The sequence below is a fragment of the Comamonas antarctica genome (assembly GCF_013363755.1).
GTDB classification, from domain to species: Bacteria; Pseudomonadota; Gammaproteobacteria; order Burkholderiales; family Burkholderiaceae_C; genus Comamonas; species Comamonas antarctica.
In genome coordinates this window covers 706,643-730,679 of record NZ_CP054840.1, presented here as the reverse complement: position 1 = coordinate 730,679, position 24,037 = coordinate 706,643, and the positions used below count along the sequence as shown (strand labels likewise).

The window sequence follows — 24,037 nt, the reverse complement described above, 5'->3', positions numbered from 1 at the left end:
GTTGAGGAAATATTCGTAGTCGAGGGGGGTTGCCGTCGCCTTGCAGTAGTCCGCAAACGCTCGCGCAGAGCGCAAGCGGTGCGAGCAAGAAGCGAAGCCCGCAAGGCACTGCAAGGCAAACGGCAAGCCATTTATGCGGCCCCTCCATTGGCTCGACGGCCAAGCCCATCAAATGCGGTTGCTTGGGCGCGTTCGACATGCTTATCCAACACCGATTGCAGGCCCTGGCGCGTCATGCCCATATCGCCTGCCAGCCGCCCCACCGCACCTCGGTCACGGCCCGCCTCTTGCTCCTGCCGCAGCCAGGCTCGGACCAACACCACATGCGGGGCCGTCCACTGGGGCCTCTGCTGTGCGGGCTTGCCGGCGAATTGCAGGCGATACCGCACCAGAGTCGGCAGGTCTTGCACCTCCTCTGCACTCAACGCGGCGGCCGCGTCAGCGCTGGCGGCCTGCGCTTTCCCACACGCTTTAAACCAGGCTGCAATGTGCTTACTGGGTCCCATGTCTTGCGCGGCAAGCCATGCGGCAAATGCGGCAGGCCCAATGTAATGACGCGTGTTTTTTTCTTCAACAAGAACAGGCGGCACACCAGCACCGGCATCAATTTCGTCAAGCCCTGCATACACGCCTGCAATGATTCCACCCCTGGCAATTTCCGAAGCGAGCCACGCCTGTGACTTGGCGCGCGCGGCCTCCCTAGCCCTGGCTGTTGCCTCTGGATCGACAACCTCTCGCACCTCCACCACCCTTTCAGAAACTTCAAGGCTTCCACCTTCAGCGGCATCCCATATAGCCTCAAACAGCACATCTGCAGCCTCCTCACCCTGCTCATCGCCGGGCCGAAAAGGCATCTGCAAAACGGCCAATTGCCACGGAACAAGGACGGCGGGCCAACCCTGACGCCTGACGCTGGGCCGCGCGGTTTCAAAAAAAGCAGGAATCGCCAGCGCAAAGCGCCAGCTCACATCAACATTCATCTGCATCCCCAAATGCAACCCCGGCAGAAAGCCCCAGCAGGGCAACCGGGGGCTTGCCTTTTCAGTCGGATTGCGGCCCGACCTAGCTGGGGTTTAAACACATGTATGCAAATACAGTATTTAACCTGAGAAATCTCAGCATCCATCCAGGACACCCTGCATCTCTGCGATGCATCGACAGTCGTCGTCATCCAGGACGGACATAACCACGCTATTGAGGTCGAACAGGCGCACGACCAAGGCCCTCAGATGCTGATATTCGGGATGCCGTATAGGCAAACTGGCATTCAGATGGCGTGCTATCGCCTCTGCCTCATATGTCGCGTGGCGCGCGATGCGCAACCGCTGGGCCTGCATTGTCTTGAGGGAATTCTTATGTGCCACAACGTCCCTCCCGGTCCACGAAAACCACCGCATCCGCGAACACCTCGAACAGCTTTTTCACGGACTCCAGGCAGCGGAAATAGTAGGTATCGGTGCGACTGAAAACGCGTACACACAGGTTCACGATCGAAGCAGACTCATACCATTCACGCTCAAACAACGCCACCTCAGCAGGAGGATTGGCGCGCATCTCTTTGATTCGCTCCAGGACCAGATCCATCGACAGACACACGTCTGCCTCAACGTCCGAATCCCCCCAATCCTTGTCCGTAGCGATTGCAGAACTCAGTCGCTCCAACGAGTCCTGAGCAAAGGCCAAGGCCATCAATATCGTCTGCTGCCATGTGGGCGGTACGATGGATACGGCCTGTTTTTGGCAAGGCTTCGCCTTCACTGCCACGCGGGCAATGTTGTTTCTGGTTGCCATGGTTCACCCCCGCTGGCTAGGTTTAACGGTGCGCAAAGCGTCACGCGCATCGGCGCATGCAAGCAACTCAGTTGCAATAGCTCGGGCCTGCTCTGCCGTGAAAATCATTTGGCTGCTGTGCGCGTCATCTGCCATCGAAAACGCTATGCGGTCCCGCTTAATGTCCGCGCTGATGAACACACTGCGCTGCTCGCTCAGAACGGCTTGGGAGTCACGCGCGAGCGTCTTGGAATCGGTGTATTGGGTGAAGGTGGTGCCGGCCATGACTCAGCCCTCTTGAGCCAACGACAGCCCACGCAGGGCGGCCAGGGCTTGGATGGCCTTGCGCTTGGCAGCAGCGGTATTTGCCTGCGGCTGGCGTAGGTAGAACACGGCCATGCTCAGCGCATTATGAGCATCGGCGTGAAGTTGAATAGGGTCGAGGGTGCCCATGACGGGCGATGTAGGGGCAGCGCGGAGGCGGGCCTGAGCGAAAGCGGTCACGTGTGACCTCCAAGTGGTTCGGTTTGCTAAAACCACCACCTCCCACGCCAATGGAAGGCGGCAGCTCGGACAGGTTGGCGTACCGGGAACCACTTGCGTGAACCGGCAGAGCTTGCGCTCTCCCATCCGAGCCGCCATAAACTGAAGGCACGAATTCAAAAGCCGCAGGTACTGCGCGTGTACTGCGGCTTATTTCGCAGTGGTTCGTCGGGACGCCAATCCCGTTCACGCTTTTTTGGCGTGATGACTGCACTATATCACGGACGCTTGAGCGATGAACAGCTTCCACACCAAATAGCTCAGTGGTCCAGAGATGATCTATAAAGATTCCTCTTGGATTTTCTATGCTCAAGCGAAGACTCTAGGAGAATGTTGCAGACTACGAATCGGCCAAGGTCTAACCCGCCCCAGCAACGGCGCGCACCTGTAAGTATGCGTCGGCAAGCGCATTGCAAACCATTAAAAATCCACTTCACATAGGATATTAAGCGACCAACTTTAACCATTTCAAGCTCGCTTTGGGTCCTATTGGGTAGTTCGACTCATCAATAGACGATAGGTAATTTTAATAAAGCAGCGCATCTTAGGACGCCTTCTTCTACACTCTACCTATAGCCAATACCTCATGGAGCTCGGTGTGCAAAACTCCATCACCTTCAAACTTCAAACGATCAAAATCTTCTAATTTAAAGCAAAAATTTCTTTCTATACAACTCTAGAGGCTTGAAGCTCAAGAGATGCAGCAGGCATATCGGAGGCAAGCTGAATACTCCTCGTCATAAAATAAAGAAGTTTTCTATCAGCATTGAGAACACCCGAGCCAACCTGCTTCCCTACTACAGGCAATAGTTTCTCAACGTATTTACTTTCTACTTTCATCTGCCCACGAAGACGCCAAATCAAAGAGCTATGACGAAATAGATGCAGCAGATTTTCACCATCACCATTCGCAAGAAATGAATCCCACAAAACACCATGGCAGATACCAAAAAGATTATCTATTCTCTGGTTGTAAAGATATTCATATGCACGAGTGCAGTCTGATATCTGCTCCGCCGTCAGCACTCCCGACTCGTTTAAACCGATTCTTGCAAGCTTCAGAGAAGCACGGACAAGATTGTATGAATCACCTTCTCTTCGAGCAGTTTGTATCACATTTTTCAAGAGCAGCTTTTTGGATTCTGCATCGACCATGGTCTCTGCTCTATCAATCATCAAGTTATTAGACAAGATGAAAGCCTTACGCTTCACCGCATCCTCTTGCACTTTCTTTAATTGATTATCACGATCCAACTGATAACTATCATCATTACGGATAATTATACTTTTCGCCTGAAGGCCATGGTTTGATTTTGGATCAACCCTCTCTGCCCTTCTCGCTAGATCAACCGTCTCTGCCGAATCTTCATCCTGCGACTCGCTAATGAATGCGAGATTCAAAAGTACATCCTGCTTCTGAGCCTTTGTTGTAACAGAGCCTTCGCACTGTCGCAACAAATCACGCGCACGCGCATACTCCCCGATCATTCTAAGGGCTTTAGCATACTGAATACGAGCCGGATTTAAATCCAGACCGCTGCCTGCACTTTCATGCATTTGTAAAAGGTCTTCATAGAGGCCGGCAACACTGCGAAAGTGGTCACCTGCTCTTAGCTGAGCAGCAAAGGAAGTCGCAAGCGCCAGAGCAGAGCGAATATTTTCAATTTTCCCTGTTTCTGTGGCTGCTCTTGTTGCCCGAAGAACCATCGTGCATGCATTCCCAATTTCACGCATATCACACTGGGAATCTTTAAATTTCAGGTATGTCGGCGGCCGGATTCCTCGCAACTCCCAGTCATCCCCGAAATAAAGAGCAAGAGCCTTAGCGCTTAGCGTCCGATGTTCAACGCTGGAAAGCGATTGAACTACGAACTCCCGTGCCGCACGGCGAACCACCAACGCACTCCCCTGCTCGCTAAAAGTATATTTTTCCTCAAGCGATTTAATCGTCACCACATCAACAAGATTAAGCTCTAAAAGCCTAGATGCATGAACTGGGTAAAACGCTCGAGCTCCAAAAAACCTCTTCACGCGGAATAGCTGCTCACCCTGCGGGAACATTGAAAGCACTTTGAGCAACGAAAATGATCGCGAATCTGTATCCTCTCGAGAGGCCGCGAGCGCTTGAATCGTGCGTACCAATGCGGGTGAAGCTTCACGGCTCTCAGCATGCTTTCCGGCCACATCAGAGTCAAGTTCAAAAAGCCCTTTGAGGCCGACGATTTGCAGATCTCGCAAAATCGAATCTATCCGCGACGGAATACCATCCGTGTGGCGGTGCAGACGCAGTACAGCATCATGACTCGCAAGGTGGACGCTCCCTTTCTGATGTAGTGAGACGTATTGCGCTGTGTCTGCTTCGTCGAGCGCACCCAACTCAACAACTCGCATCGACGAAGCGTTCGAGGCTAATCGTGATCGAACGACGACAGAAAGTTCTGGGCAAAAATCCAAAATAACTTGAACAAGGCCATCTATTTGCTGTGCAAGCGAGAGTGTGCCACCAGTTAGGCTTGATCCAGCATCCAGACTAAGATCAATTTCATCCAGCACTAAAATGGCTTCGCCTTCTTCAGATAGACCGCTGCACAACGCCGCAAATCCGCAACCAATTCTTTCTGGAAGTCCTTGCAGTACCTCTTCCTGATTTCGGTAATTATGCAGATCAAGGTAGTAAATAGATCCTCTGCGGCCAAGCATTTGCTGCTGAACGCATTGAATAAATTCATCACCTCCTAGCCCCCAATCCGCGACAAGCCAGGCTTTTCGCGTTTCCCTTAATGCTGCCAAGAATAAAGTTTGCTCGGACTTTCTTACGGCTGCGTGAGCTTCGCTAACAGCACCTGGACGCACCAATCGCATGAGCACTTCCTTAATTCCGGAAGTCAAGTCGAGTGAATCACTCCCTGAGGATTCAAATTCAGCTTCAACTATTGCGCCGGCCTGGAAGGTAATATCACAGTAGGTATCGTCAACAAGTGTCCAGTTTTGATCCGCCCCCAATCGACGCGAGCCATCGGCTCGCATATTGACAGTTCGGGGCCATATTCGGATTCCACGCACGCCTTGCTTTACAGGAACTTGGATTACCGAGTAGCCGTGATTTCGATCTACTTTATCTGAGCCGAAGTGCTCCAGACCAAAAAGCGATGCCGCCTGCACCGAAATGCGGCTTTGGCCTCCCGATATCGACTCGGTTATCGACCGTCCCTCGTGCATGTGTCCATATAGATGCGCATCGAATCTCCCAGGAGTATAGATTTCCGCCGCCCAATCCTTTCGAGCTTCAGGGTGTAGCCAGTCCACCGGATGGTGCGTGACCAACAAGCAAGAGTCGTGCTTTTTGCCCCATGCATCAGGGTCATCACCCGTAACTTCCATCAACTGTCGCGGATGTACACATAGACGACCTTGAAAATCGCCCCCCGCGTTCTGTAACCAAGCCGAATTCAGACCGACGATACCCAGGCGTTGCGAGCCTTTTTCTATCGTCACCGCGATATCACCAGGAAGAAGACCCCTGGTAAAGGGTGCCATCGGTATCACTTCTGAAAGCCTTTCATGCCAGCTCTCGAAATTCTTGAACCATTCCGACACCGCGATCCTGTAAACGGAGGAATTCGACTTCCAAAAATCATCCCTCACAGCAGCGTCATTCCACCACTGAGCCATAACTCGCCCAGTAGGGTCCATTTCTTTTGGGCGCTCGAGATCGTGATTACCGGGCACAACCACTAATTTAGGATCGGAGCCAAGAATTTTGAATTGTGACCACAGTCCCGAAAGCAACTCGGTTAATTTTTCAAACTCAGCAGCACTACCACGTTGCGTAAGGTCCCCAGAGAAGATAACAACATCCCAAGGCCCCGCTCGCCTATGCAGACTTACAAGATCCTCATAGAACTGCGATCTGAAGGTGGGCCACATCCAGTCTTGCTGTTCTAAGCCGAGATGAAGATCACTCAGATGCAGCAGCTTGATACTTGCTGGTGTTGCAACGCCATCCATACCCATTCCTTCGCTTTGTTGTTACTTCTAAAGCAGTTAATAAATATAACGGTCTATTGGCCTCTCCTACCTATGACAACTGCCATGAGATGTGAGCACTTAATTTTGCGCGTGCGTCACAGCTAAGAACTTGCCAACCGCAAAAATCTCTTAGCGTCAATGTTGTCCGACATGGATAGACCTGTGCCCAATCCTCGAGTGTAGACGCGTATACAGCCGCATCCTCAAGCCCGCTGCAAGCACACCATGGACCATAGGATAGGGCACCAGGGGAACGCCCACCGCGCTGTTTTCCGGCAATGTGCGTCACGGCCCACGCTGCCTAGCGGCAGCCAAGCGCACTACGACACGCAGGACCCATACCCGCACCACGGCAAGCGCCCAGACACCGAGCCCCGCTACCGCATTCACATGGAGCAACAACCGCCCCACCCACCAGCGAATCAAGACAAAACAACATAGAGAAAGAACACTAAATTTTTCATATTAAGAAATATTCTTTATTTGTTCCCACTTTGTTCCCGCTTTGTTCCCAATTTGTTCCCAAACAATTCGATAGCAACAAACTCTCACCTATCAACGCTTTCCAGGCATAGAAGCTCTCAAAAAACAGCGTGTTCCCACGTTCCCAAGAAAAATAATGTCCTACGCCGTTCGCCCTCATCGACCGCGCTATCCTTCTCAGGACACGGGCACAAAAAGGCCGCCTCATTGGGCGGCCTGGCGGGCTGGCGTTGGCAGGTCTGCGGATAACTCAGGTGATACGCTGAGGTTGGCGTACTACCTTCCAGCCTTTCTGCGCCGACACAGAGCCCGGCACTGGGTTCGGTTCCTTGTGCGTCTCATCGAGCGGCCTGGTGAACTTGAGCTGGCAGGTTTGCTGATAACTCAGGCGGTGCGCTGGTGCAGGTGTACCACCTTCCCGGTCTTGCGGCCATCGAGGTAATCGGCCCACCACTGCAGCAGCTTGGCGCGTTCGTCCATGTAGGTACTGCGGTGGTAGGCGGCCCGCACTTGGTTCGGTTCCTTGTGGGCGAGCTGGCGCTCGATCACATCGGGCCTCCAGCCGGCTTCATTGGCTACGGTCGAGAACAGCGCACGAAAGCCGTGGGCTGTAGCTAGATTCTTGTAGCCCATGCGCGCCATGGCCGAATTGAACGTGTTTTCACTCAGTGGCTTGCTGGGGTAATACGGGCTCGGGAAGATCAGTTCACGCCCGCCACTCATGGACTGCATGGACTGCAGCAGCTCCAGGGCTTGGCTGGACAGAGGCACACGGTGTTCCTGGCGCATCTTCATGCGCTCGGCGGGAATGATCCACAGGGCGGCGTCCAGATCCACCTCGGCCCACAGCGCGCCGCGAACCTCGCCGGGGCGGGCTGCGGTCAGCATCAGCAGGCGCAATGCATGGACCGTGTGCGGATCACCGTCATAGGCGTCGAGCTGGGCAAGGAAGGCGGGTAAATCCTTGGCGTCCAACGCCGCCCGGTGTTTGACTTCACGCGGCTTGAGTATCTCGGACTGCACCAGGTCGAGCATGGGATTGCTGTCGATCTTTCGATGGATTACGGCCCAGCGGAAGATAGCCTTGACCCGCTGCAGCACGCGGCCCGCCTGATCGCCCGCCCCCCGCGCCTCGATGCGCTTGACCGCAGTCATCACCTCCAAAGGCTTGACGCTTGCCAGCGGCCGTTCACCCATCGTTTTGAGAATGTCGGCCTCCAGCGATGCCCGGATGCGCTCCCGCGTTACAGGCGTCCAGCGGGCCGACTGGTGCTCGAGCCACTCACCCGCCGCCGCCCGGAAAGTGTTCACGGCTTCATGCGCAGCTTGGACCTTGGCAGCCTTGCGCTGCTCGGCAGGGTCTTCGCCGACCTGAAGCGCCTGCTTCGCCTGTGCTGCCAGCTCGCGGGCATCCCGAAGGCTTACCCCCGGGTACACGCCCAACGCCAGCAGCTTTTCCTTACCGCCATACCGGTATTTCATGCGCCAGTACCGCCCACCCGCTTTGGTCAGGTCAAGGAACAGGCCGGTACCATCAAAGTACTTGCCTGGCTCTTTCAGCGTGCGTAGTTTGGCGTCAGTCAGCTTCATGGCCGGGGGGTATCCTTTGCATTCTGGGGGTACATTTGGGGGTACATTTTGCACACCCAAAAAAGAAACCCAGCATTCATGCGGGATTCAAGGCAGAGTGCGAGTGCTGCTGAGGGACCAATTCCAAGGCTGCACATGTCCACAGACGTGCGGCCTTTTTCTTTTCTGCGCTGTGGATCGCGTGCCCGTGCAAGCGCTGACCCGGGTTGTCCGATTCAGCCTTCAAACCACAGCGTCACCAGCGCCAGCGCCGCGGGCAAGGCCTGTATCATCAGGATCTTGCGGCTGGCCCTGAAGCCGCCGTAGACACCGGCCACCAGCACGCAGAGCAGGAAGAACCACTGGAACTCCAGGCCCGCGCTGCCGCGCGCCAGGCCATAGACGAGGCCGGCGGCGAGGAAGCCGTTGTACAGGCCCTGGTTCGCGGCCAGGGTGCGGGTCTGGACGGCGAACTCCGGCGTGAGGCCGAAGGCACGCCGGCCCGCGGGCTTCTGCCAGAGGAACATTTCCAGCACCAGGATGTAGCAATGGATGGCTGCTACCAGGCCAATGAGAACGCTCGCGATCATCGGTTTCCTCCGCTGGTGAAAGACTGCAGCCGGGTGATCAAGGGCGCAGCAGCACCTTGCCCTTGCGCCCCGGCGTCAGGCTGGTGGCCACGGCCTTGGAGATGTCGGCCAGGTCGTAGATGGCCTCGACCGGCAGCTTGAGCGCGCCGCTGGCGGCCAGGCCCAGCAGTTCGCCCAGCAGGCGGCGCTTGTCTTCGACGGACATGGCTGCGCTGAGCTTGCTGCCCCAGAAGCCCTTGACGACCGCCTGCTTGAAGATCAAGTCGCCCGAGGCAATCTGCATGGGCTCGCCGGCCATGCTGCCGAAGGACACCAGCAGGCCGCCTTCGCCCAGCAGCGCCAGCAGTTCGCCGCTGGCCTTGCCGCCAATCGAGTCCACCGCGGCGCGCGGCTTGGCGTCGCCGATGATGGCATGCACCTGCGCCTGCCAGTCCGGCTGCGCGGTGGAGACCGCATTGCCGATGCCCAGCGCCGCGAGCTCCTCGACGCCGGCATTGCGCCGCACCAGATTGACGGTGTGCACGCCGCGCGCCGCGGCCAGCATCGCCAGCGTCTTGCCGACGGCGCCGTTGGCGGTGTTCTGCACGATCCAGTCGCCGCTGTCGACTTCGAGGAATTCGAGCAGCATCAGCGCGCTCAGCGGCATGGCGATCAGCTGCGCCGCGGCTTCGTCGGCAATGGCCTCAGGCAGCGGCACCAGTTGCGGCGCCGGGGCGATGAAATACTCGGCCCAGCTGCCATGCACGCCGGCCACGGCCACGCGCTGGCCCGGCGCCACGCCCTGCACGCCCTCGCCCAGCGCGTCGACCAGGCCCACGGCTTCGCTGCCGCCGATCGCCGGCAGCGTGGGCTTGTAGCCGTATTGCCCGCGCACCGTCCAGAGGTCGTGGTTGTGGATTGGCGACAGCAGCATCTTGATGCGCACTTCGCCCGGGCCGGGCTGCGGCACGGGGTTGTCGGCCAGGGCAAGGACGTCGGCGGGATCGCCAAAGAGGGTGTGGACGGCACTGCGCATGCGGGCTCCTTTGGGTGCAATGAGGGATGCGGCCACTCAGGCCAGTTGTTTGAGCAATGCCTGGGCGCAGGCGGCCGAGCTGCCCGGGTTCTGGCCGGTGACCAGATGGCCGTCGGTGACCACGTACGACTGCCAGTCCGGGCCTTTCTCATACTGGCCGCCCAGGCGCTTGAGCTCGTCTTCAAGCAGGAAGGGCACGACCTGGGTCAGGCCCACGGCCGCCTCCTCGCTGTTGGAAAAACCCGTGACGCGGCGGCCGGCCACCCAGGGTTTGCCATCGGCGCCGCGCACCTTGATCAACGCGCCGGGCGCATGGCAGACCAGGGCCGCGGGCTTGCCCGAACGCGCAAAGGATTCGAGCAAGGCAATCGACGCGGCGTCGTTGGCGAGATCCCAGAGCGGGCCGTGGCCGCCAGGGTAGAACACGGCATCGAATTCGGCGGGATCGATCTGCGCCAGCGGCACGGTCGTGGCCAGCAGCTGTTGCGCCGCCGGGTCCTGGCGAAAGCGTTCGGTGGTTTCGGTCTGGGCGTCGGGCGCGTCGCTTTTCGGATCGAGCGGCGGCTGCCCCCCGGCGGGCGAGGCCAGCGTGACCTGCGCGCCGGCGTCCTTGAAGACATAGTAGGGAGCGGTGAACTCCTCCAGCCAGAAGCCGGTTTTCTTGCCGGTATCCCCGAGCTGGTCGTGCGAAGTCAGTACCAGAAGAATCTTCATTTCCAAGTCCTTTCAGCAAGTGGGCGACGCCGCGGCGGGCGCACGGTGGTGGCAGTCAGGCAATCAAAGCCTGGCGGCCATCTCCAGCAGCATAAAACACACCCGGCGCGGGCTGCGGTGTCGCGGCCTTCCTGCGCTCAGGGCGACGGTCAGCTCCAGACCGCGAATTCGTTGCCGCTGGGTTCGGTGAAATGAAAGCGCCGCCCGCCCGGGAAGGAAAAGATCGGCTTGATGATCTCGCCGCCCGCGGCACTGACCTTGGCCAGGGTGTCCTCGAGGCGCTCGCTGTAGAAGATGAGCAGCGCGCTGCCCCGCTCGCTGCGGGCCGCAAGGTCGGCGCGGTAGAAGCCGCCGTCAAGGCCTTCGCCCGAAAAGGCCATGTAGTCGGGGCCGTAATGCGTGAATGTCCAGCCGAACGCGGCCTCGAAGAAGGCTGCGGTCGCGGCGAGATCGCGCGCGGCGAACTCGACATAGTTGATCTTTTCATGGGCCGGCATGGGCGCTCCTGGCAAATCGTTGAGCGCCCATTGTCGCGCGCCGCGCGGATGCCCCCGCCGCGGCGCACAGCGCCGGCGCAAGGCACAATCGGCCGCTGCGGTTCCAATCACGGCCGCGCCGCCTCCACCTTTTTCACGGACTCCTCTTTCCATGCCCGCCACCGAAATCACCGTCACTTCCGCAGGCAAGGTCGCGGGCCAGGAACTGCTGGTGCCCACCGGCCAGGAAGGCGAACACTACGCGCATATCCAGGACTGGCTCACGGCCCAGCTCAAGGCGAAGAAAACGGTGCGCGACATCAGCCAGAAGGTGCTGGTCAAGGGCATCAAGCAGTGGGCGGTCTACGAAGGCAAAGCCGGCGGCAAGACCCAGCGCTGGGCCTTCAAGATCACCTGAGATCAGCGCGCCGGCGCGAAATGCCTGGCGCCGGCGACGCACCCGATCACGGCCAGCGTCACGCCCACCATGCCCGGGCTCACGGCCTCGTGCAGCAGGCCCGCGGCCAGCGCCAGCCCGAAGAAGGGCTGCAGCAATTGCAGCTGGCCGACGGCGGCGATGCCGCCCTGCGCCAGCCCGCGGTACCAGAACACGAAGCCGATCAGCATGCTGAACACCGACACATAGGCCAGCCCGAGCCAGGCCGCGGCGCCGACATTGCCCAGGTTTGCGGGCCAGCGCAGCCCGGCCAGCAACAGCATCGCCGGCAGCGACAGCACCAGCGCCCAGCAGATCACCTGCCAGCCGCCCAGCTCGCGCGACAGCCTGGCGCCTTCGGCGTAGCCCAGGCCGCAGACCGCGATCGCCAGCAGCATCAGCAGGTCGCCACGCCATGCCGCGCCCAGGCCTTGCGACAGCGCAAACGCCATCACCAGCGCGCTGCCCAGCAGCGAGAAGCACCAGAACGACGCCTGCGGGCGCTCGCCGCCGCGCAGCACGCCGAACACTGCGGTGGACAGCGGCAGCATGCCCATGAACACCATCGCGTGCGCCGATGTCATCTGCTGCAGCGCGAGCGCCGTGAGCAACGGAAAGCCCAGCACCACGCCCAGCGCGACCAGCGCCAGCGAATGCCACTGGCGGCGCGTGGGACGCTGCTGGCGCATGAGTACCAGCGCGCACAGCGCCAGCAGGCCCGCGAGGGCGCCGCGCGCGCCGGTGAGAAACAGCGGCTCCAGCTCCAGCACCGCGATGCGCGTGGCCGGCAGGGAGCCGCTGAAGATCAGCATGCCAATGAAGCCATTGCGCCAGCCGTTGGATGTCCTGCCCATGGGGTTTCCTGTGTGAAAGACACGGATGCTAGGCAGCGCAACCAATACAATCAAATTATTGTCATGGATACATTCCACTATGCCGCAAGCCCGCTACAAACCGCTGGTCGATCGCCTGGCCGCGGATATCCGCAGCGGCCGGCTGCTGCCCGGCACGCGCCTGCCCACGCACCGGCAGCTCGCGGCGCGCGAGCATCTGGCGCTGGTCACGGCGACGCGGGTGTATGCCGAACTCGAAGCGATGGGCCTGGTCAGCGGCGAGCAGGGCCGCGGCACCTTCGTCAAGGAAACCGCGCTGTATGGCGGGCGGGAAGTCGATCTGCAAAGCGCGGCCGCGGACACCGTCGACCTGAGCTTCAACTACCCGGCCCTGCCCGGCCAGGCCGAGCTGCTGCGCGCCGGGCTGCGCCAGCTGGCCACGGCGGGCGATCTCGAAGCGCTGCTGCGTTACCAGCCGCATGCGGGCCGACTGCAAGACCGCGCCGCCGTCGCGCGCCACCTGCTGCGCCGCGGCCTTGCCGTGCCCGCGGCGCAGGTGCTGCTGGTCGACGGCGCGCAGCACGGCCTGGCCACCGCGCTGATGGCGCTGCTGCAGCCCGGCGATGTCGTGGCCGTCGATGCGCTGACCTACCCGGGCTTCAAGCTGATCGCCCAGACCCAGCACCTCGAACTGGCGCCAGTGCCGGCCGCGGGCAACGGCACCGATCTGGACGTCCTGGAAAAGCTCTGCCAACGCCGCAAGGTGCGCGCCATCTACACCATGCCGACGCTCAACAACCCGCTGGGCTGGGTCACGGACGCGGCGCACCGCCAGGCGCTGGTGGCGATCGCGCGCAAGCATGGATTGCTCATCATCGAGGACGGCGCCTATGCCTTCCTGGCCGAGGCCGCGCCGCCTCCGCTGGCCATGCTCGCGCCCGAATGCACGGTCTACATCTCGGGCTTCTCGAAGAACGTGGCCGCCGGCCTGCGCGTGGGCTTCATGGCGGTGCCCGCGTCCTGGGTGGACAGGATGGAGCGCGTGATCCGCGCGACGATCTGGAACACCGCGGGCGTGATGACGGCGCTGGCCTGCGGCTGGGTCGATGACGGCACGGTGGCGCGGCTCGAACAGGAAAAGCGCCGCGACGCGCGCCAGCGCCAGCGGCTGGCCGCCGAGGTGCTCGGGCCGCTGCCGCGCGTGGGCCATCCCGGCTCCTATTTCGTCTGGCTGCCCCTGGCCGATGAGGTGCGCGCCGACCAGGTGGCCATGGCGCTGGTGCGCGAGCGCGTATCGGTCTCCACGGCCCAGCCGTTTGCCACCTCGGCGCAGGTGCCGCATGCGATCCGGCTGGCGCTGGGTTCGGTGGCGCCCGATACGCTGCGCCTGGCGCTGGGCAAGGTGCGCCAGGCCATCGAACACCACACCGGCCGTTGACGGCGCACAATGCACGCTGGCCCCCGTGCCGAATTCCTGCCTGACCCATGCGCCTGTTTGCCCCGTTCTCGAATTTCTTCCGCGACAACTACCCTTCCGCCGAACGCCTGGGCGTGCCCGTGGCGCGCTGGCGCGCGAGCCTCTACCGCACGGTGTTCGAGACCAACACCCAGGTGGGCAAGGCCTTCGAGCGCTACCTGACGCTGGCCATCGTGCTGAGCCTGGGCGTGGTGATCGCGCACAGCGTGCCGGCGATTTCGGCGGGCTGGCGCGGCAGCGCGCTGCGCGGCCTGGAGTGGGTGTTCACGCTGGCGTTCACGGTGGAGTACCTGCTGCGGCTGGTCTCGGTGCGCAAGCCCTGGCGCTATGCGCTGAGCTTCTATGGCATCGTCGATCTGCTGGCGATCATTCCCGCCTACCTGGCGATCTTCTTTCCCGATGCGCAATACCTGGCGGCAGTGCGCGCGCTGCGGCTGGTGCGCACCTTCCACATCTTTCCGGCACTGCGCGGCTTTCTCGACGAGTACCTGATGCTGGGGCGCGCGCTGCAGGCCAGCGTGCGCAAGATCTTCGTGTTCCTGAGCGTCGTGGCGGTGCTGGTGTTCGTCATGGGCACGCTGATGTTCGTCATCGAAGGACCGGAAAACGGCTTCACCAGCGTGCCGACGGGCATCTACTGGGCGATCTCGACCGTCACCACCGTCGGCTATGGCGACCTGACGCCGGCCACGTCGGTGGGCCGCTTCTTTGCGTCGGTGATGATGCTGCTGGGCTGGGGGGTGCTGGCCGTGCCCACGGGTATCGTCGGCGCGGAAATCTCGCGCAGCGCCGGCACGCGGGCGCGCCTCAAGGGGGTCGATTGCCGGATGTGCGGCGAGGACCGGCATGAAGGCGACGCGCGCTTTTGCCGCCGCTGCGGCACCCGGCTGCTGCCGCTGGCCGCGCCTGCAGCGCGCCCGCCAGCCGCGCCGGCGCAGCAGCCGGCCGGCATGCACCAGCCTGCGGCCGAAGTCGAGTGAGCGCCGCGCGGCGCCGCCGCGTTGACCGTGCCCAGACGCGGCCCACTACAATCGATTCCAGACAGCCTGCCGTCGCAGCGCTGCCTCCATTCAACATCGACAAGGGAGTTTCACATGTCCAGCAATTCCGACGATGACAGCCAGCAACGGTTTGCGCTCGGGTTCCTGTTTGCGCTGATCGCGCTGATCGTGTCCGCGGTGATCGGCACCGTGGTGTACCAGCGCGTGCTCAAGGCGCCCGAGACCGAGGTGGTCGCCGTGGCAGTGGTGCCGGCCACCGTGGAAATCGACGAAGCGCTGGTGCGCGTCGACAACGGGGTCGTCAAGTTCTACTTCGCGACGGGCAAGGCCGATGTCGCCATCGGTGGCAACGAGGCGCTGGCCGATGTCGTGCGCGGCGTCACCAACGGCAAGCGCGCGCGCATCTCGGGCTTCCACGATGCGACCGGCGATGCCGCGGCCAACGCCGAACTGGCCAAGCAGCGCGCGCAGGCGGTGCAGGCGACGCTGCTGTCGCTGGGCGTGAAGGAGGAAGTGATCGAGCTGCGCAAGCCGGAGCAGACCCTGGCCGGCGGCAGCAACGCCGAGGCGCGCCGCGTCGAGGTGGTGCTGATCGACTGAGGGCAGCCGCGCACCTCAGAGCTGGAAGCCGACGGTGCGCACCATGCCTTCGAAGATATCGCGGGGCCACGAAGGCCGGCGGCTGACATAGGGTTCGGCGCCGGCCTGCAGTTTTTCATGCCAGGCCTGCAGCCACTGCACCTCGGTTTGGCCGTAGAACGCCGCCATGGCTTCGTAGTTGAGAAACAGGCTGCGCGCATCGAGGTTCAACGAACCGCTGAGCGCCCACTCGCCATCGACGATCACGCACTTGGCATGCAGCATGCCCGGCAGCAGCTGGATTTCGGCGCCGGCCTGGGCCAGCTGGCGCAAGGCGCGCTCGCGCGCCCAGTCGGCCAGCCGGTGGTTGGAGCGCCGCGGCAGCAGCAGCCGCAGGCGCACGCCGCGCCGGCAGGCCAGGGTCCAGGCCGCGAGCAAGGCATCGTCGGGCACGAAGTACGGCGTCACCGCGACGATGCTCTCGCGCGCCTGGAACGCCGCCGACAGCAGCAGCGCATGCAGCGTGTCGTCGGCATGGTCCGGCCCACTGGGAATCCACTGCGCCCACATCTGCCCCGGGCCGGGCGCGAGCGCCTCGGGCTGGACCACGGCCGGGGCGCGGTGCTTCTTGCGGTGGATGCGGCCGGGCGCGGCGCGCCAGTCGGCATCGAACTGCGCCAGCGCCTGCGCGGCCAGCGGGCCCTCGATGACAAAGCCCAGATCGACCCAGGGCGCCGCACCGTTCTTGCCGATGAAATACTCGTCGGCCACGTTGCGCCCCCCGCTCCACAGCCGCCGGGCATCGGCCACCACCAGTTTGCGGTGGTTGCGCAGATTGAGGCGTCCATACAGCGGGTTGTGCAGCAGCGGCATGAAGCGCCGCACGGCAATGCCCATGCCGCGCCAGTCGCGCAGCAGCGTGCGCGGAGTCTGCAGGCTGCCGATGGCGTCGATCAGCACGCGCACGCGCACGCCGCGCGCGACGCAGCGCTGCAGCGCCTGCGCCACCTGCTCGCCCGTGGCATCGGCCGCCAGCACGTAGGTGCTCAGCGCCAGCTGCTCGCGCGCGCTGTCGATGGTGGCCAGCAGCGCGGCCAGCGCATCCTCGCCGCTGGCCTGGAATTGCACGCTGGAATTGCGCATGGCCTCGGGCAGGTCCAGCGCGCGCAGCAGGCGCGCTACCCAGGGCGGCGGCGTGGTGCCCGCCTCCTCCGCGAGCAGCTCCTCGGCCTCGCCCCAGGGCGGCGGCGCCGGCACCAGCGCGGCATGGCGCTGCACCGGCCGCAGGAATTTGCGGCTGCCGATCAGCAGGAACAGCGGCAACGCGGCATAGGGAAACGTCACCATCGCCACGACCCAGGCCAGGGCCGCCGACGGGTGGCGGCGCTGGTGGCCGATGCGCGTGGAAACCATGTACACCAGCAGGCTGGCAATGACCACGATGGTGTGACCCAGGCCGGACAGCAGCGCGATCATCGTCATGGGCAGGGTGCTCGCAGCAAAAGATTCATGCTGCGAGGATAGCGGCAGCCACACGGCGACCTCGTGCGACGGGTCCTACGGCAGATTTCCTGCACTGTGGGCCAGTCCGAACCGGCCAAGCCAGGGCCGCGCTGCGTCGGCCACCTGCGCAGGTGGCGCGGCGCGCGCCAGCAGCCACCAGCGGGTTTCATTGTGCGGGCCCTGTTCGATGCCCGACTGCAGCACATGCAGTCCATGCAATGCCGCCGCGAGCGCCGGGCCGAGGCAGGCCAGCCTTTCATCGCGCGCCGCGGCCACGGCCTGCGCCGCCGCGCCCGCCGACGCGCAACGGCGCTGCGGCAAGCCTGGCAGGTGCTGGCGCAGCCAGGGCGCGGCCTCCTGCAGCGCCACGGGATGGGCACAGACCGCCTGCAGCTGCGCCAGCGCCACGCCGGGGCGCGCCATCAGGCTGTAGCCCAGCTGCAGCCGGCACTCACCCACCACCTGCAGCGCATCGGGCGCGTCATTCGCATGGCTCTGTTGCAGCAGCGCCAGCACCGGCGAAAGATAGGGCGTGGCACCCACCACCCGCGTGCTCACCGGCAGGCACACCGCATCGACGCAGCGCTGCGCCAGCGCCTGCAGCGCCGTGTCGGCATCCATGGGCAGAAGTTCGGGACCGGGCCGCAGGCCTGCATCGGCGCCCCATTGCAGGCACGCCTGATGGCTCCAGGTGCCGGCCGGGCCCAGGCAGGCCACGCGCTGGCCCGGACCACGCAGCGCGTCGGGCCAGTGTGAGTAGCTCCCCGGTACCGCACCAGGAATCATTGCGGCAGCAGCGCCAGCACCTTTTCCGGCGGCCGGCACAGCGCCGCGCCCCGCGGCGTGACGACAATCGGCCGGTTCAGCAGCACCGGGTGGGCGGCCACGGCGTCAATGAGTTCGGCATCGCCGATCGCGGGGTCATCGAGCTGCAGTTCGGCGTAGATCGCCTCCTTGCTGCGCAGCAGCTCGCGCACCGGAACGCCCAGCTGGCGCACCAGCGCCGTGAGCGCCGCCGCATCGAGCGGCTCGGCAATGTAGTCGACGATGGTGGGCTCGATGCCGCGCTCGCGGATCAGCGCCAGCGCGCCGCGCGAATTGCTGCAGCGGCTGTTATGGTAGATCGTGACCGGGAAATCGGATGAAGAAGTTGTCTGGCTCATGGGAGCGCAGTGTACTCAGCGCGAGCGCAAAGTCCGGCTCAGCATGATCACCGGCACCAGCCCCACCGCCACCAGCGCCAGCGAAGGCAGCGCGGCTTCGCCCAGGCGTTCGTCGCGCGCCAGCTGGTAGGCCACCACGGCCAGCGTGTCGCTGTTGAACGGCCGCAGCACCATGGTCGCGGGCAGTTCCTTCATCACGTCGACAAACACTAGCAGCGCGGCCGCGGTCGTCGAGCGCTTGAGCAGCGGCCAGTGCACGCGCGCCATCAGCCCCCAGCTGTGCGTGCCCAGCATGCGCGCCGAATCATCGAAGCTCACGGGAATGCGCGCGTAACCGCTTTGCATGGACTGCAGCGCCACCGCGCAAAAACGCACCAGGTACGCCCAGACGATGCCCACCGCCGTGGCCGTGATCAGCGAGGCCAGGCCCCAGTCGGGCGCGGCCGCCTGCAGCCAGCCCACGGGCAGCAGCAGGCCCACGACGATCACCGCGCCGGGCACGGCATAGCCCAGGCTGGCCAGCTGGGCCACGCCGCGCGTGAGCGCATCGGGGCGGCGGCGCACGGCAAACGCCAGCGCCAGCGCGATGGCCACGGCCAGCACCGAGGTGATCGCGCCCAGGCGCACGCTGTTCCAGGCCCATTCGAGAAAACGCGACCAGGGCAACACCGACCAGTCGGCCGCGAGCGGGCGCAGCATGAAGAACACCGGCGCGGCAAACCCCATCAGCACCGGCAGCAGGCAGATCAGCCAGGCCATGCCCACCTGCGCGCCGCGCAGGCGCAGCGGCTGGGCCTCGGCCGAACCCGCGCGGCCCACGCCGTTGGTGACGAAGCGCATGCGCCGCTGGGCGCGGATCTCGATCTGCAGCAGCAGCACGACCAGCACCAGCAGGAAGGTCGCGAGCTGGGCCGCGGCAATGCGGTTGTCCATCGACAGCCAGGCCTTGTAGATGCCGGTGGTGAAGGTCTGGATGCCGAAGTAGCTGGAGACGCCGAAATCGGCCAGCGTCTCCATGACCACCAGCGCCACGCCCGCGGCGACGGCCGGGCGCGCGAGCGGCAGCGCAATCGTGGCGATGCGCCGGGACAGCGGCGCGCCCAGCAGCCGCGCGGCCTCCATCAGGTGCGCGGCGCGCTCGCCCAGCGCGGTGCGCGCCAGCAGATAGACATACGGATAAAGCGAGAAGATGAACACCCAGACCGCGCCGCCCAGGCTGCGCACTTCAGGCAGCAGCCGGCCCTCGAGGCCATAGGTCTCGCGCAGCCAGACCTGCAGCGGCCCGCTGAACTGCAGGAAGTCGGTATACGCATAGGCCGTGACATACGCCGGCATGGCCAGCGGCAGCAGCAGCAGCCATTCGAGCGTGCGCCGCCCGGCGAAATCGAACAGCGTCACCGTGGCCGCGGCCACCGTGCCGACGACGGCCGCGCCCAGCGCCACCAGCAGGCCCAGCCAGACCGTGGTCAAGGCATAGCCCGGCAGCACCGTCGAAGCCATCTCGCGCAGGATGGGCCCGGCCAGCGCATCGCCGCCCCAGGGCAGCCAGGCGGCAAACACCGCCAGCACCGGCAATGTCAGCAGCAGCGCCAGCAGTATCAGTGGCAGGGAACGGAAGGCAAGAGTGATGCGGCGCAAGATGGGACTCGGCTGGAGGAGGAAGGCACGGGTGGCCGGGGCCTTTCGCGCAAACGCGAATTCTAAGCATTTGCACCACCCTACAATCGCGGAATGTTTCTCAAGGTCTCCCAACTCGAGGTGCGCTATGCCGGCCGCCCGCAGGCCGCCGTCAACGGCGTTTCACTGAATCTGAATGCTGGTGACATCGGCGTGCTGATCGGCCCCTCGGGCTGCGGCAAGACCACCTTGCTGCGCGCCGTGGCCGGGCTCGAACCCGTGAGTTCCGGCGAGATCCGGCTGCAAAACCAGGTCGTGGGCAGCGCCAGCGTATCGCTGCCGCCCGAGCAGCGGCGCATCGGCATGGTGTTCCAGGACTACGCGCTGTTCCCGCATTTGAGCGTGGGCGCGAATGTCGCTTTCGGCATCCACGCGCTGCGCAAGAGCGAACAGGCGGCGCGCGTCGCCGAGGTGCTGGCGCTGGTCGGCCTCGAAGGCAGCGCGGCGCGTTTCCCGCACGAGCTGTCGGGCGGCCAGCAGCAGCGCGTGGCACTCGCGCGCGCGCTGGCGCCGCGGCCGCAGCTGATGCTGCTCGACGAGCCTTTCTCCAATCTCGATGTCGATCTGCGCGAACGCCTGGCGCACGAGGTGCGCAGCATTCTCAAGGCTGCCGGAGCCACGGCGCTGTTCGTCACGCATGACCAGCTCGAAGCGTTTGCGATCGGCGATGTGATCGGCGTGATGAACCACGGCGAACTGCACCAGTGGGACAACGCATACACGCTGTACCACCGTCCCGCCACGCGTTTCGTGGCCGACTTCATCGGCCATGGCGTCTTCCTGCCCGCGCGCCTGGTGATGCGCGAGGACGGCGTGGTGGCCGAAACCCCGCTGGGCGAACTCAGCGACGTTGCCGAATGCCCGCTGCCGTCCAGCTACCCGAACGGCGAATGCGACGTGCTGCTGCGCGCCGACGACGTGATCCACGACGACAGCGCCGAAGTCAAGGCGCAGATCGTGCGCAAGTCGTTTCGCGGCTCGGAGTTCCTCTACACCATGCGCCTGGCCAGCGGCCAGACGGTGATGGCCCACGTGCCCAGCCACCACAACCATGAGGTCGGGGAATGGGTGGGCATGAAGCTCGCGGTGGAGCATGTGGTGGCGTTTCCCAGGGAGAAGTAGCCCCCACGCTCCCTCACTGCGTGTGGTCGCGCTGGGGGGCAAGGCCCCCCACATGCGGCGCCGGCGGGGTTCGCCCTGAGCATGCGCCCTGCCCGATCTAACGGCGCCCTTCGCTCGCGTTGCGCAGGAGCCCTACTTCCGCCCCAGCAACTTATCCAGAAACTGCCTGGCGCGCTCGCTGCGCGGATTGGAAAAGAACGCCTCGGGCGCGGCCTGTTCGATGATCTGGCCCTGGTCCATGAACACCACGCGGTCGGCGACCGAGCGGGCGAACTCCATTTCGTGGGTCACGCAGACCATGGTGATGCCCTGCCCGGCCAGCTCCACCATGACGTCCAGCACCTCGTGCACCATTTCCGGGTCGAGCGCCGAGGTGGGCTCGTCGAACAGCAGGATCTGCGGCGCCAGGCACAGCGCGCGCGCGATCGCCACGCGCTGCTGCTGGCCGCCCGAGAGCTGCAGCGGGAACTTGTGCGCCTGGTCGGCGATGTGCACGCGCTCGAGCTGGGCCAGGGCCTGGGCCTCGGCCTCGGCGCGCGGGACCTTGCCGACGTTGCGCGGCGCGAGCGTCAGGTTGTCGAGCACCGTGAGGTGCGGGAACAGGTTGAACTGCTGGAACACCATGCCCACGCTGCGCCGCACCTGCTGCACCGCGCGCAGGTCTTCGCGGCCCTCGACGGCCAGCGCCACGCCGTTCACCGTCAGGCGGCCTTCCTGGAAAGGTTCGAGCGCATTGATGCAGCGGATCAGCGTCGACTTGCCCGAGCCCGAGGGGCCGCAGACCACGAGGCGCTCGCCGCGCGCGATGTCGAGATCGATGTCGCGCAGCACGTGGAAGTCACGCCCGAACCATTTGTTCAGTTGCTCGAAGCGGACCATGGGGGTGTCAGGCATGCAGCATTTCCTTCAACGGGCCTGGCCGCGCGCGTGCCGCTGCTCGACCCAGAGGCTGTAGCGCGACATGGCCGCGCAGACCACAAAATAAATCGCGGTGATGAACAGGTAGCCCTCCACCATGAACGGGCGCCATTCGGGGTCGCCGCTGAGCGCCAGCCCCAGCGAGCCGGTCAGCTCGTAGAGGCTCACGATGGTGATCAGCGAGCTGTCCTTGAAGATCGAGATGAAGCTGTTCATCAGCCCCGGCACCACCGCGCCCAGGGCCTGCGGCAGCACCACCAGGCGCTGCGTCTGCCACCAGCCCAGCCCGATGCTGTCCGCGGCTTCAAGCTGCCCTTGCGGCACGGACTGCAGGCCGGCGCGCACGGTCTCGGCCAGGTACGCCGCGGCAAACAGCGCGATGCCCAGCAGCACGCGCACCAGCACGTCGGGCGTCGCGCCCACGGGCAGGAACAGCGGGAACAGGAAGCTGGCCATGAACAGCACCGAGATCAGCGGCACGCCGCGCACCAGCTCGATGAAACCCGCGCACAGCGTGCGGATGGCCGGCATGTGCGAGCGCCGGCCCAGCGCCAGCAGCACCGCCAGCGGGCAGGCCAGCACGATGGACAGCGTGGTGAGCATCAGCGTCAGCGGCAGGCCGCCCCAGCGCTCGGTGGGCACGGGCGCCAGGCCCAGCACGCCGCCGCCCATCAGTGTGAAGACCACGGCCCAGACCAGCACCCAGGCCAGCACCAGCCAGCGGGTCCAGAAAAGCCGGATGCCGCTGGCAATCACCAGCGCCAGCAGCAGCGCCGTGGCCAGCACCGGGCGCCATTGTTCTTCCAGCGGATAGCGGCCCAGCAGGATCAGCCGGTGCTTTTCGGTGATCACGCCCCAGCACGCGCCCACGCCGCGCGCGGCCTGGCAGGCGTCGGCATCGGCCTGCCACACGGCGCGCCACAGCAGCCAGTCGAGCGCGCCCGGCAGCGCCCAGAGCGCCCAGCCCAGCAGCGCCAGCGTGGTCAGTGCGCTGACCCAACTGCCAAACAGTTCGCGCCGCACCCAGGCACGCAGGCCGCCCACGCGCAGCGGCGCGGGGCGCGCGGGAATGATTTCGGTGGAATGCGGGCTCATGCTTGCTGGCGCGCGCGATCGCGCCGGTCGAGACGTCCCATCAGCAGCGCCGTGGCCAGCGACAGCGTCAGATAGACCGCCATCACGATGGCAATGCATTCGAGCGCACGGCCGGTCTGGTTCAGGCTGGTGTTGGCGATCGACACCAGGTCGGGGTAGCCCACGGCCACGGCGAGCGAGGAATTCTTGGTGAGATTGAGGTACTGGTTGGTCAGCGGCGGCGCCATCACGCGCAGCGCCTGCGGCCCGGTGACCAGGCGCAGCGTCTGCCAGCGGCCCAGCGCAATGCTTTGCGCGGCCTCGATCTGGCCGCGCGGCACCGATGCGATGCCGGCGCGCACGGCTTCGGCGACGAAGGCCGCGGTATAGAACGTCAGGCCCGCCAGCACCGCGAGGAATTCGGGCGACAGCGCGGCGCCGCCCTCGATGGCGAAACCGTCGAGCACCGGCATGCTCCAGTGCCAGCCGTCCGCGCCATGCTGCGGAAACGGCAGCACCAGCCCCGACTTGCTCAGGAACACGCTGTGCCCCCAGGTCCAGGCCTCGGTGGTATCGGGCAGGTATTCGACCAGCAGCAGATACCAGACCAGCAATTGCACCAGCAGCGGCACATTGCGAAAGACTTCGACATAGGCGCGGCACAGCGCGCGCACCGGCAGGTTGCGCGAGAAGCGCCCTATGCCCACGGCGGCGCCCAGCAGCGTGCACAGCACGATGCCGGCCAGCGCCACGCGCAAGGTGTTGAGCAGGCCGACGAGAAACGCGCGCCAGTACGGATCGCTGGATTCATACGCGATCGGCTGCTCGCCGATGTCGAATCCCGCCGTCTGGCCCAGGAAGTCCCAGCCGCTCTGGATGCCGCGCGCGGCCATGTTGGCCTGGGTGTTGAAGACCAGCCAGCAGAGCAGCACGGCCACGCCCAGGAGCGCCAGCAATTGCCAGACGCGCGCGCGCGTGGCCGGGTGGTGCCACGACCAGCCGGCGCGCGCACGCGGCGGCGCGGGCCGCGCGGCAATCAGGGGCGACGGGCGCTCGGCGGGCATG

The 24,037-nt window shown here is 64.0% G+C and carries 23 protein-coding genes; 5 read left to right on the top strand and 18 right to left on the bottom strand.

The features are described from left to right. Positions 1-131 precede the first annotated feature (131 nt). From HUK68_RS03410 to HUK68_RS03365, 10 genes are all read right to left on the bottom strand, one after another. The gene (locus HUK68_RS03410; RefSeq protein WP_175502928.1) at positions 132-986 is read right to left on the bottom strand and encodes a hypothetical protein; all 855 of its coding nucleotides are present in this window, start codon (positions 984-986) and stop codon (positions 132-134) included. A gap of 367 nt (positions 987-1,353) precedes the next feature. Further along, a complete protein-coding gene (locus HUK68_RS03405; RefSeq protein WP_175502927.1) occupies positions 1,354-1,791 on the bottom strand; it encodes a hypothetical protein in 438 nt (145 codons plus the stop codon). A 3-nt stretch (positions 1,792-1,794) separates the two neighbouring features. Next, positions 1,795-2,055 (bottom strand): hypothetical protein, encoded by a 261-nt coding sequence (locus tag HUK68_RS03400; RefSeq protein ID WP_175502926.1) that lies wholly within the window; start codon positions 2,053-2,055, stop codon positions 1,795-1,797. A 3-nt stretch (positions 2,056-2,058) separates the two neighbouring features. Next, complete coding sequence (locus HUK68_RS03395) at positions 2,059-2,223, bottom strand: hypothetical protein (RefSeq protein ID WP_175502925.1); 165 nt, start codon at positions 2,221-2,223, stop codon at positions 2,059-2,061. A 756-nt stretch (positions 2,224-2,979) separates the two neighbouring features. Next, positions 2,980-6,321 carry a metallophosphoesterase gene (locus HUK68_RS03390; protein ID WP_175502924.1) on the bottom strand — a complete coding sequence of 1,114 codons (3,342 nt, stop codon included), beginning with the start codon at positions 6,319-6,321 and terminating at the stop codon, positions 2,980-2,982. Positions 6,322-7,209: 888 nt separating this feature from the next. Continuing rightward, positions 7,210-8,415, bottom strand: a complete 1,206-nt coding sequence (locus HUK68_RS03385) for a tyrosine-type recombinase/integrase (RefSeq protein ID WP_175502923.1) — start codon at positions 8,413-8,415, stop codon at positions 7,210-7,212. 215 nt (positions 8,416-8,630) lie between these two features. Further along, positions 8,631-8,984 carry a DUF1304 domain-containing protein gene (locus HUK68_RS03380; RefSeq protein WP_175502922.1) on the bottom strand — a complete coding sequence of 118 codons (354 nt, stop codon included), beginning with the start codon at positions 8,982-8,984 and terminating at the stop codon, positions 8,631-8,633. Positions 8,985-9,021: 37 nt separating this feature from the next. Further along, the gene (locus tag HUK68_RS03375; protein ID WP_175502921.1) at positions 9,022-9,999 is read right to left on the bottom strand and encodes a zinc-binding dehydrogenase; all 978 of its coding nucleotides are present in this window, start codon (positions 9,997-9,999) and stop codon (positions 9,022-9,024) included. 36 nt (positions 10,000-10,035) lie between these two features. Further along, positions 10,036-10,713, bottom strand: coding sequence for a type 1 glutamine amidotransferase domain-containing protein (locus tag HUK68_RS03370; protein ID WP_175502920.1), 678 nt, complete (start codon positions 10,711-10,713; stop codon positions 10,036-10,038). Positions 10,714-10,862: 149 nt separating this feature from the next. Further along, positions 10,863-11,210 (bottom strand): VOC family protein, encoded by a 348-nt coding sequence (locus tag HUK68_RS03365; RefSeq protein WP_175502919.1) that lies wholly within the window; start codon positions 11,208-11,210, stop codon positions 10,863-10,865. 151 nt (positions 11,211-11,361) lie between these two features. On the opposite strand from HUK68_RS03365, the gene HUK68_RS03360 reads away from it, so the two are divergent. Beyond that, positions 11,362-11,607 (top strand): hypothetical protein, encoded by a 246-nt coding sequence (locus tag HUK68_RS03360; protein ID WP_175502918.1) that lies wholly within the window; start codon positions 11,362-11,364, stop codon positions 11,605-11,607. A gap of 2 nt (positions 11,608-11,609) precedes the next feature. On the opposite strand, the gene HUK68_RS03355 is transcribed toward HUK68_RS03360, so the two are convergent. Continuing rightward, entirely contained in the window at positions 11,610-12,479 is an 870-nt protein-coding gene (locus HUK68_RS03355; RefSeq protein ID WP_175502917.1) for a DMT family transporter, read from the bottom strand. A gap of 79 nt (positions 12,480-12,558) precedes the next feature. Here HUK68_RS03355 and HUK68_RS03350 point away from each other — a divergent pair, with 79 nt between their 5' ends. The 3 genes from HUK68_RS03350 to HUK68_RS03340 all read left to right on the top strand — a co-directional run bounded on the left by HUK68_RS03350 (position 12,559) and on the right by HUK68_RS03340 (position 15,536). Further along, entirely contained in the window at positions 12,559-13,896 is a 1,338-nt protein-coding gene (locus tag HUK68_RS03350; protein WP_175502916.1) for an aminotransferase-like domain-containing protein, read from the top strand. A 47-nt stretch (positions 13,897-13,943) separates the two neighbouring features. Further along, positions 13,944-14,915, top strand: a complete 972-nt coding sequence (locus HUK68_RS03345) for an ion transporter (protein WP_175502915.1) — start codon at positions 13,944-13,946, stop codon at positions 14,913-14,915. 114 nt (positions 14,916-15,029) lie between these two features. Continuing rightward, positions 15,030-15,536: an OmpA family protein gene (locus tag HUK68_RS03340; protein ID WP_175502914.1), complete on the top strand. Its 507-nt coding sequence runs from the start codon at positions 15,030-15,032 to the stop codon at positions 15,534-15,536. A 15-nt stretch (positions 15,537-15,551) separates the two neighbouring features. Here the strand turns inward: HUK68_RS03340 and HUK68_RS03335 are convergent, their stop codons facing one another. The 4 genes from HUK68_RS03335 to HUK68_RS03320 all read right to left on the bottom strand — a co-directional run bounded on the left by HUK68_RS03335 (position 15,552) and on the right by HUK68_RS03320 (position 19,819). Next, entirely contained in the window at positions 15,552-16,997 is a 1,446-nt protein-coding gene (locus HUK68_RS03335; RefSeq protein WP_175502913.1) for a phospholipase D-like domain-containing protein, read from the bottom strand. A 75-nt stretch (positions 16,998-17,072) separates the two neighbouring features. Next, entirely contained in the window at positions 17,073-17,804 is a 732-nt protein-coding gene (locus tag HUK68_RS03330) for a prephenate dehydratase domain-containing protein (protein WP_175502912.1), read from the bottom strand. Further along, a complete protein-coding gene (gene arsC, locus HUK68_RS03325; protein ID WP_175502911.1) occupies positions 17,801-18,181 on the bottom strand; it encodes an arsenate reductase (glutaredoxin) in 381 nt (126 codons plus the stop codon). The genes HUK68_RS03330 and arsC overlap by 4 nt, the downstream gene beginning before the upstream one ends. A gap of 15 nt (positions 18,182-18,196) precedes the next feature. Beyond that, complete coding sequence (locus HUK68_RS03320; RefSeq protein ID WP_175502910.1) at positions 18,197-19,819, bottom strand: ABC transporter permease; 1,623 nt, start codon at positions 19,817-19,819, stop codon at positions 18,197-18,199. Between the two features lie 93 nt (positions 19,820-19,912). Between HUK68_RS03320 and HUK68_RS03315 the strand changes: the two genes are divergently transcribed. After that, on the top strand, positions 19,913-20,980 hold the full coding sequence (locus tag HUK68_RS03315; RefSeq protein WP_175502909.1) for an ABC transporter ATP-binding protein: 1,068 nt from the start codon (positions 19,913-19,915) through the stop codon (positions 20,978-20,980). Positions 20,981-21,112: 132 nt separating this feature from the next. Here the strand turns inward: HUK68_RS03315 and HUK68_RS03310 are convergent, their stop codons facing one another. Genes HUK68_RS03310 through HUK68_RS03300 form a run of 3 tightly spaced genes read right to left on the bottom strand, consistent with a single transcriptional unit; the run spans position 21,113 to position 24,036 of the window. Beyond that, a complete protein-coding gene (locus HUK68_RS03310) occupies positions 21,113-21,874 on the bottom strand; it encodes an amino acid ABC transporter ATP-binding protein (RefSeq protein WP_279614233.1) in 762 nt (253 codons plus the stop codon). 12 nt (positions 21,875-21,886) lie between these two features. Further along, on the bottom strand, positions 21,887-22,993 hold the full coding sequence (locus HUK68_RS03305; protein ID WP_175502908.1) for an amino acid ABC transporter permease: 1,107 nt from the start codon (positions 22,991-22,993) through the stop codon (positions 21,887-21,889). After that, positions 22,990-24,036 (bottom strand): amino acid ABC transporter permease, encoded by a 1,047-nt coding sequence (locus HUK68_RS03300; protein ID WP_175502907.1) that lies wholly within the window; start codon positions 24,034-24,036, stop codon positions 22,990-22,992. The genes HUK68_RS03305 and HUK68_RS03300 overlap by 4 nt, the downstream gene beginning before the upstream one ends. Position 24,037: the final 1 nt, after the last annotated feature.

Bases quoted from the DNA above. Each gene is read 5' to 3' on its own strand.
- HUK68_RS03305 (WP_175502908.1), bottom strand. From the start codon at position 22,993: ATGAGCCCGCATTCCACCGAAATCATTCCCGCGCGCCCCGCGCCGCTG.
- HUK68_RS03385 (WP_175502923.1), bottom strand. From the start codon at position 8,415: ATGAAGCTGACTGACGCCAAACTACGCACGCTGAAAGAGCCAGGCAAG.
- HUK68_RS03335 (WP_175502913.1), bottom strand. From the start codon at position 16,997: ATGACGATGATCGCGCTGCTGTCCGGCCTGGGTCACACCATCGTGGTC.
- HUK68_RS03330 (WP_175502912.1), bottom strand. From the start codon at position 17,804: ATGATTCCTGGTGCGGTACCGGGGAGCTACTCACACTGGCCCGACGCG.
- HUK68_RS03410 (WP_175502928.1), bottom strand. From the start codon at position 986: ATGCAGATGAATGTTGATGTGAGCTGGCGCTTTGCGCTGGCGATTCCT.
- HUK68_RS03390 (WP_175502924.1), bottom strand. From the start codon at position 6,321: ATGGATGGCGTTGCAACACCAGCAAGTATCAAGCTGCTGCATCTGAGT.
- HUK68_RS03395 (WP_175502925.1), bottom strand. From the start codon at position 2,223: ATGGGCACCCTCGACCCTATTCAACTTCACGCCGATGCTCATAATGCG.
- HUK68_RS03345 (WP_175502915.1), top strand. From the start codon at position 13,944: ATGCGCCTGTTTGCCCCGTTCTCGAATTTCTTCCGCGACAACTACCCT.
- HUK68_RS03300 (WP_175502907.1), bottom strand. From the start codon at position 24,036: ATGCCCGCCGAGCGCCCGTCGCCCCTGATTGCCGCGCGGCCCGCGCCG.
- HUK68_RS03400 (WP_175502926.1), bottom strand. From the start codon at position 2,055: ATGGCCGGCACCACCTTCACCCAATACACCGATTCCAAGACGCTCGCG.
- HUK68_RS03310 (WP_279614233.1), bottom strand. From the start codon at position 21,874: ATGCCTGACACCCCCATGGTCCGCTTCGAGCAACTGAACAAATGGTTC.
- HUK68_RS03365 (WP_175502919.1), bottom strand. From the start codon at position 11,210: ATGCCGGCCCATGAAAAGATCAACTATGTCGAGTTCGCCGCGCGCGAT.
- HUK68_RS03375 (WP_175502921.1), bottom strand. From the start codon at position 9,999: ATGCGCAGTGCCGTCCACACCCTCTTTGGCGATCCCGCCGACGTCCTT.
- HUK68_RS03370 (WP_175502920.1), bottom strand. From the start codon at position 10,713: ATGAAGATTCTTCTGGTACTGACTTCGCACGACCAGCTCGGGGATACC.
- arsC (WP_175502911.1), bottom strand. From the start codon at position 18,181: ATGAGCCAGACAACTTCTTCATCCGATTTCCCGGTCACGATCTACCAT.
- HUK68_RS03340 (WP_175502914.1), top strand. From the start codon at position 15,030: ATGTCCAGCAATTCCGACGATGACAGCCAGCAACGGTTTGCGCTCGGG.
- HUK68_RS03380 (WP_175502922.1), bottom strand. From the start codon at position 8,984: ATGATCGCGAGCGTTCTCATTGGCCTGGTAGCAGCCATCCATTGCTAC.
- HUK68_RS03360 (WP_175502918.1), top strand. From the start codon at position 11,362: ATGCCCGCCACCGAAATCACCGTCACTTCCGCAGGCAAGGTCGCGGGC.
- HUK68_RS03350 (WP_175502916.1), top strand. From the start codon at position 12,559: ATGCCGCAAGCCCGCTACAAACCGCTGGTCGATCGCCTGGCCGCGGAT.
- HUK68_RS03405 (WP_175502927.1), bottom strand. From the start codon at position 1,791: ATGGCAACCAGAAACAACATTGCCCGCGTGGCAGTGAAGGCGAAGCCT.
- HUK68_RS03355 (WP_175502917.1), bottom strand. From the start codon at position 12,479: ATGGGCAGGACATCCAACGGCTGGCGCAATGGCTTCATTGGCATGCTG.
- HUK68_RS03315 (WP_175502909.1), top strand. From the start codon at position 19,913: ATGTTTCTCAAGGTCTCCCAACTCGAGGTGCGCTATGCCGGCCGCCCG.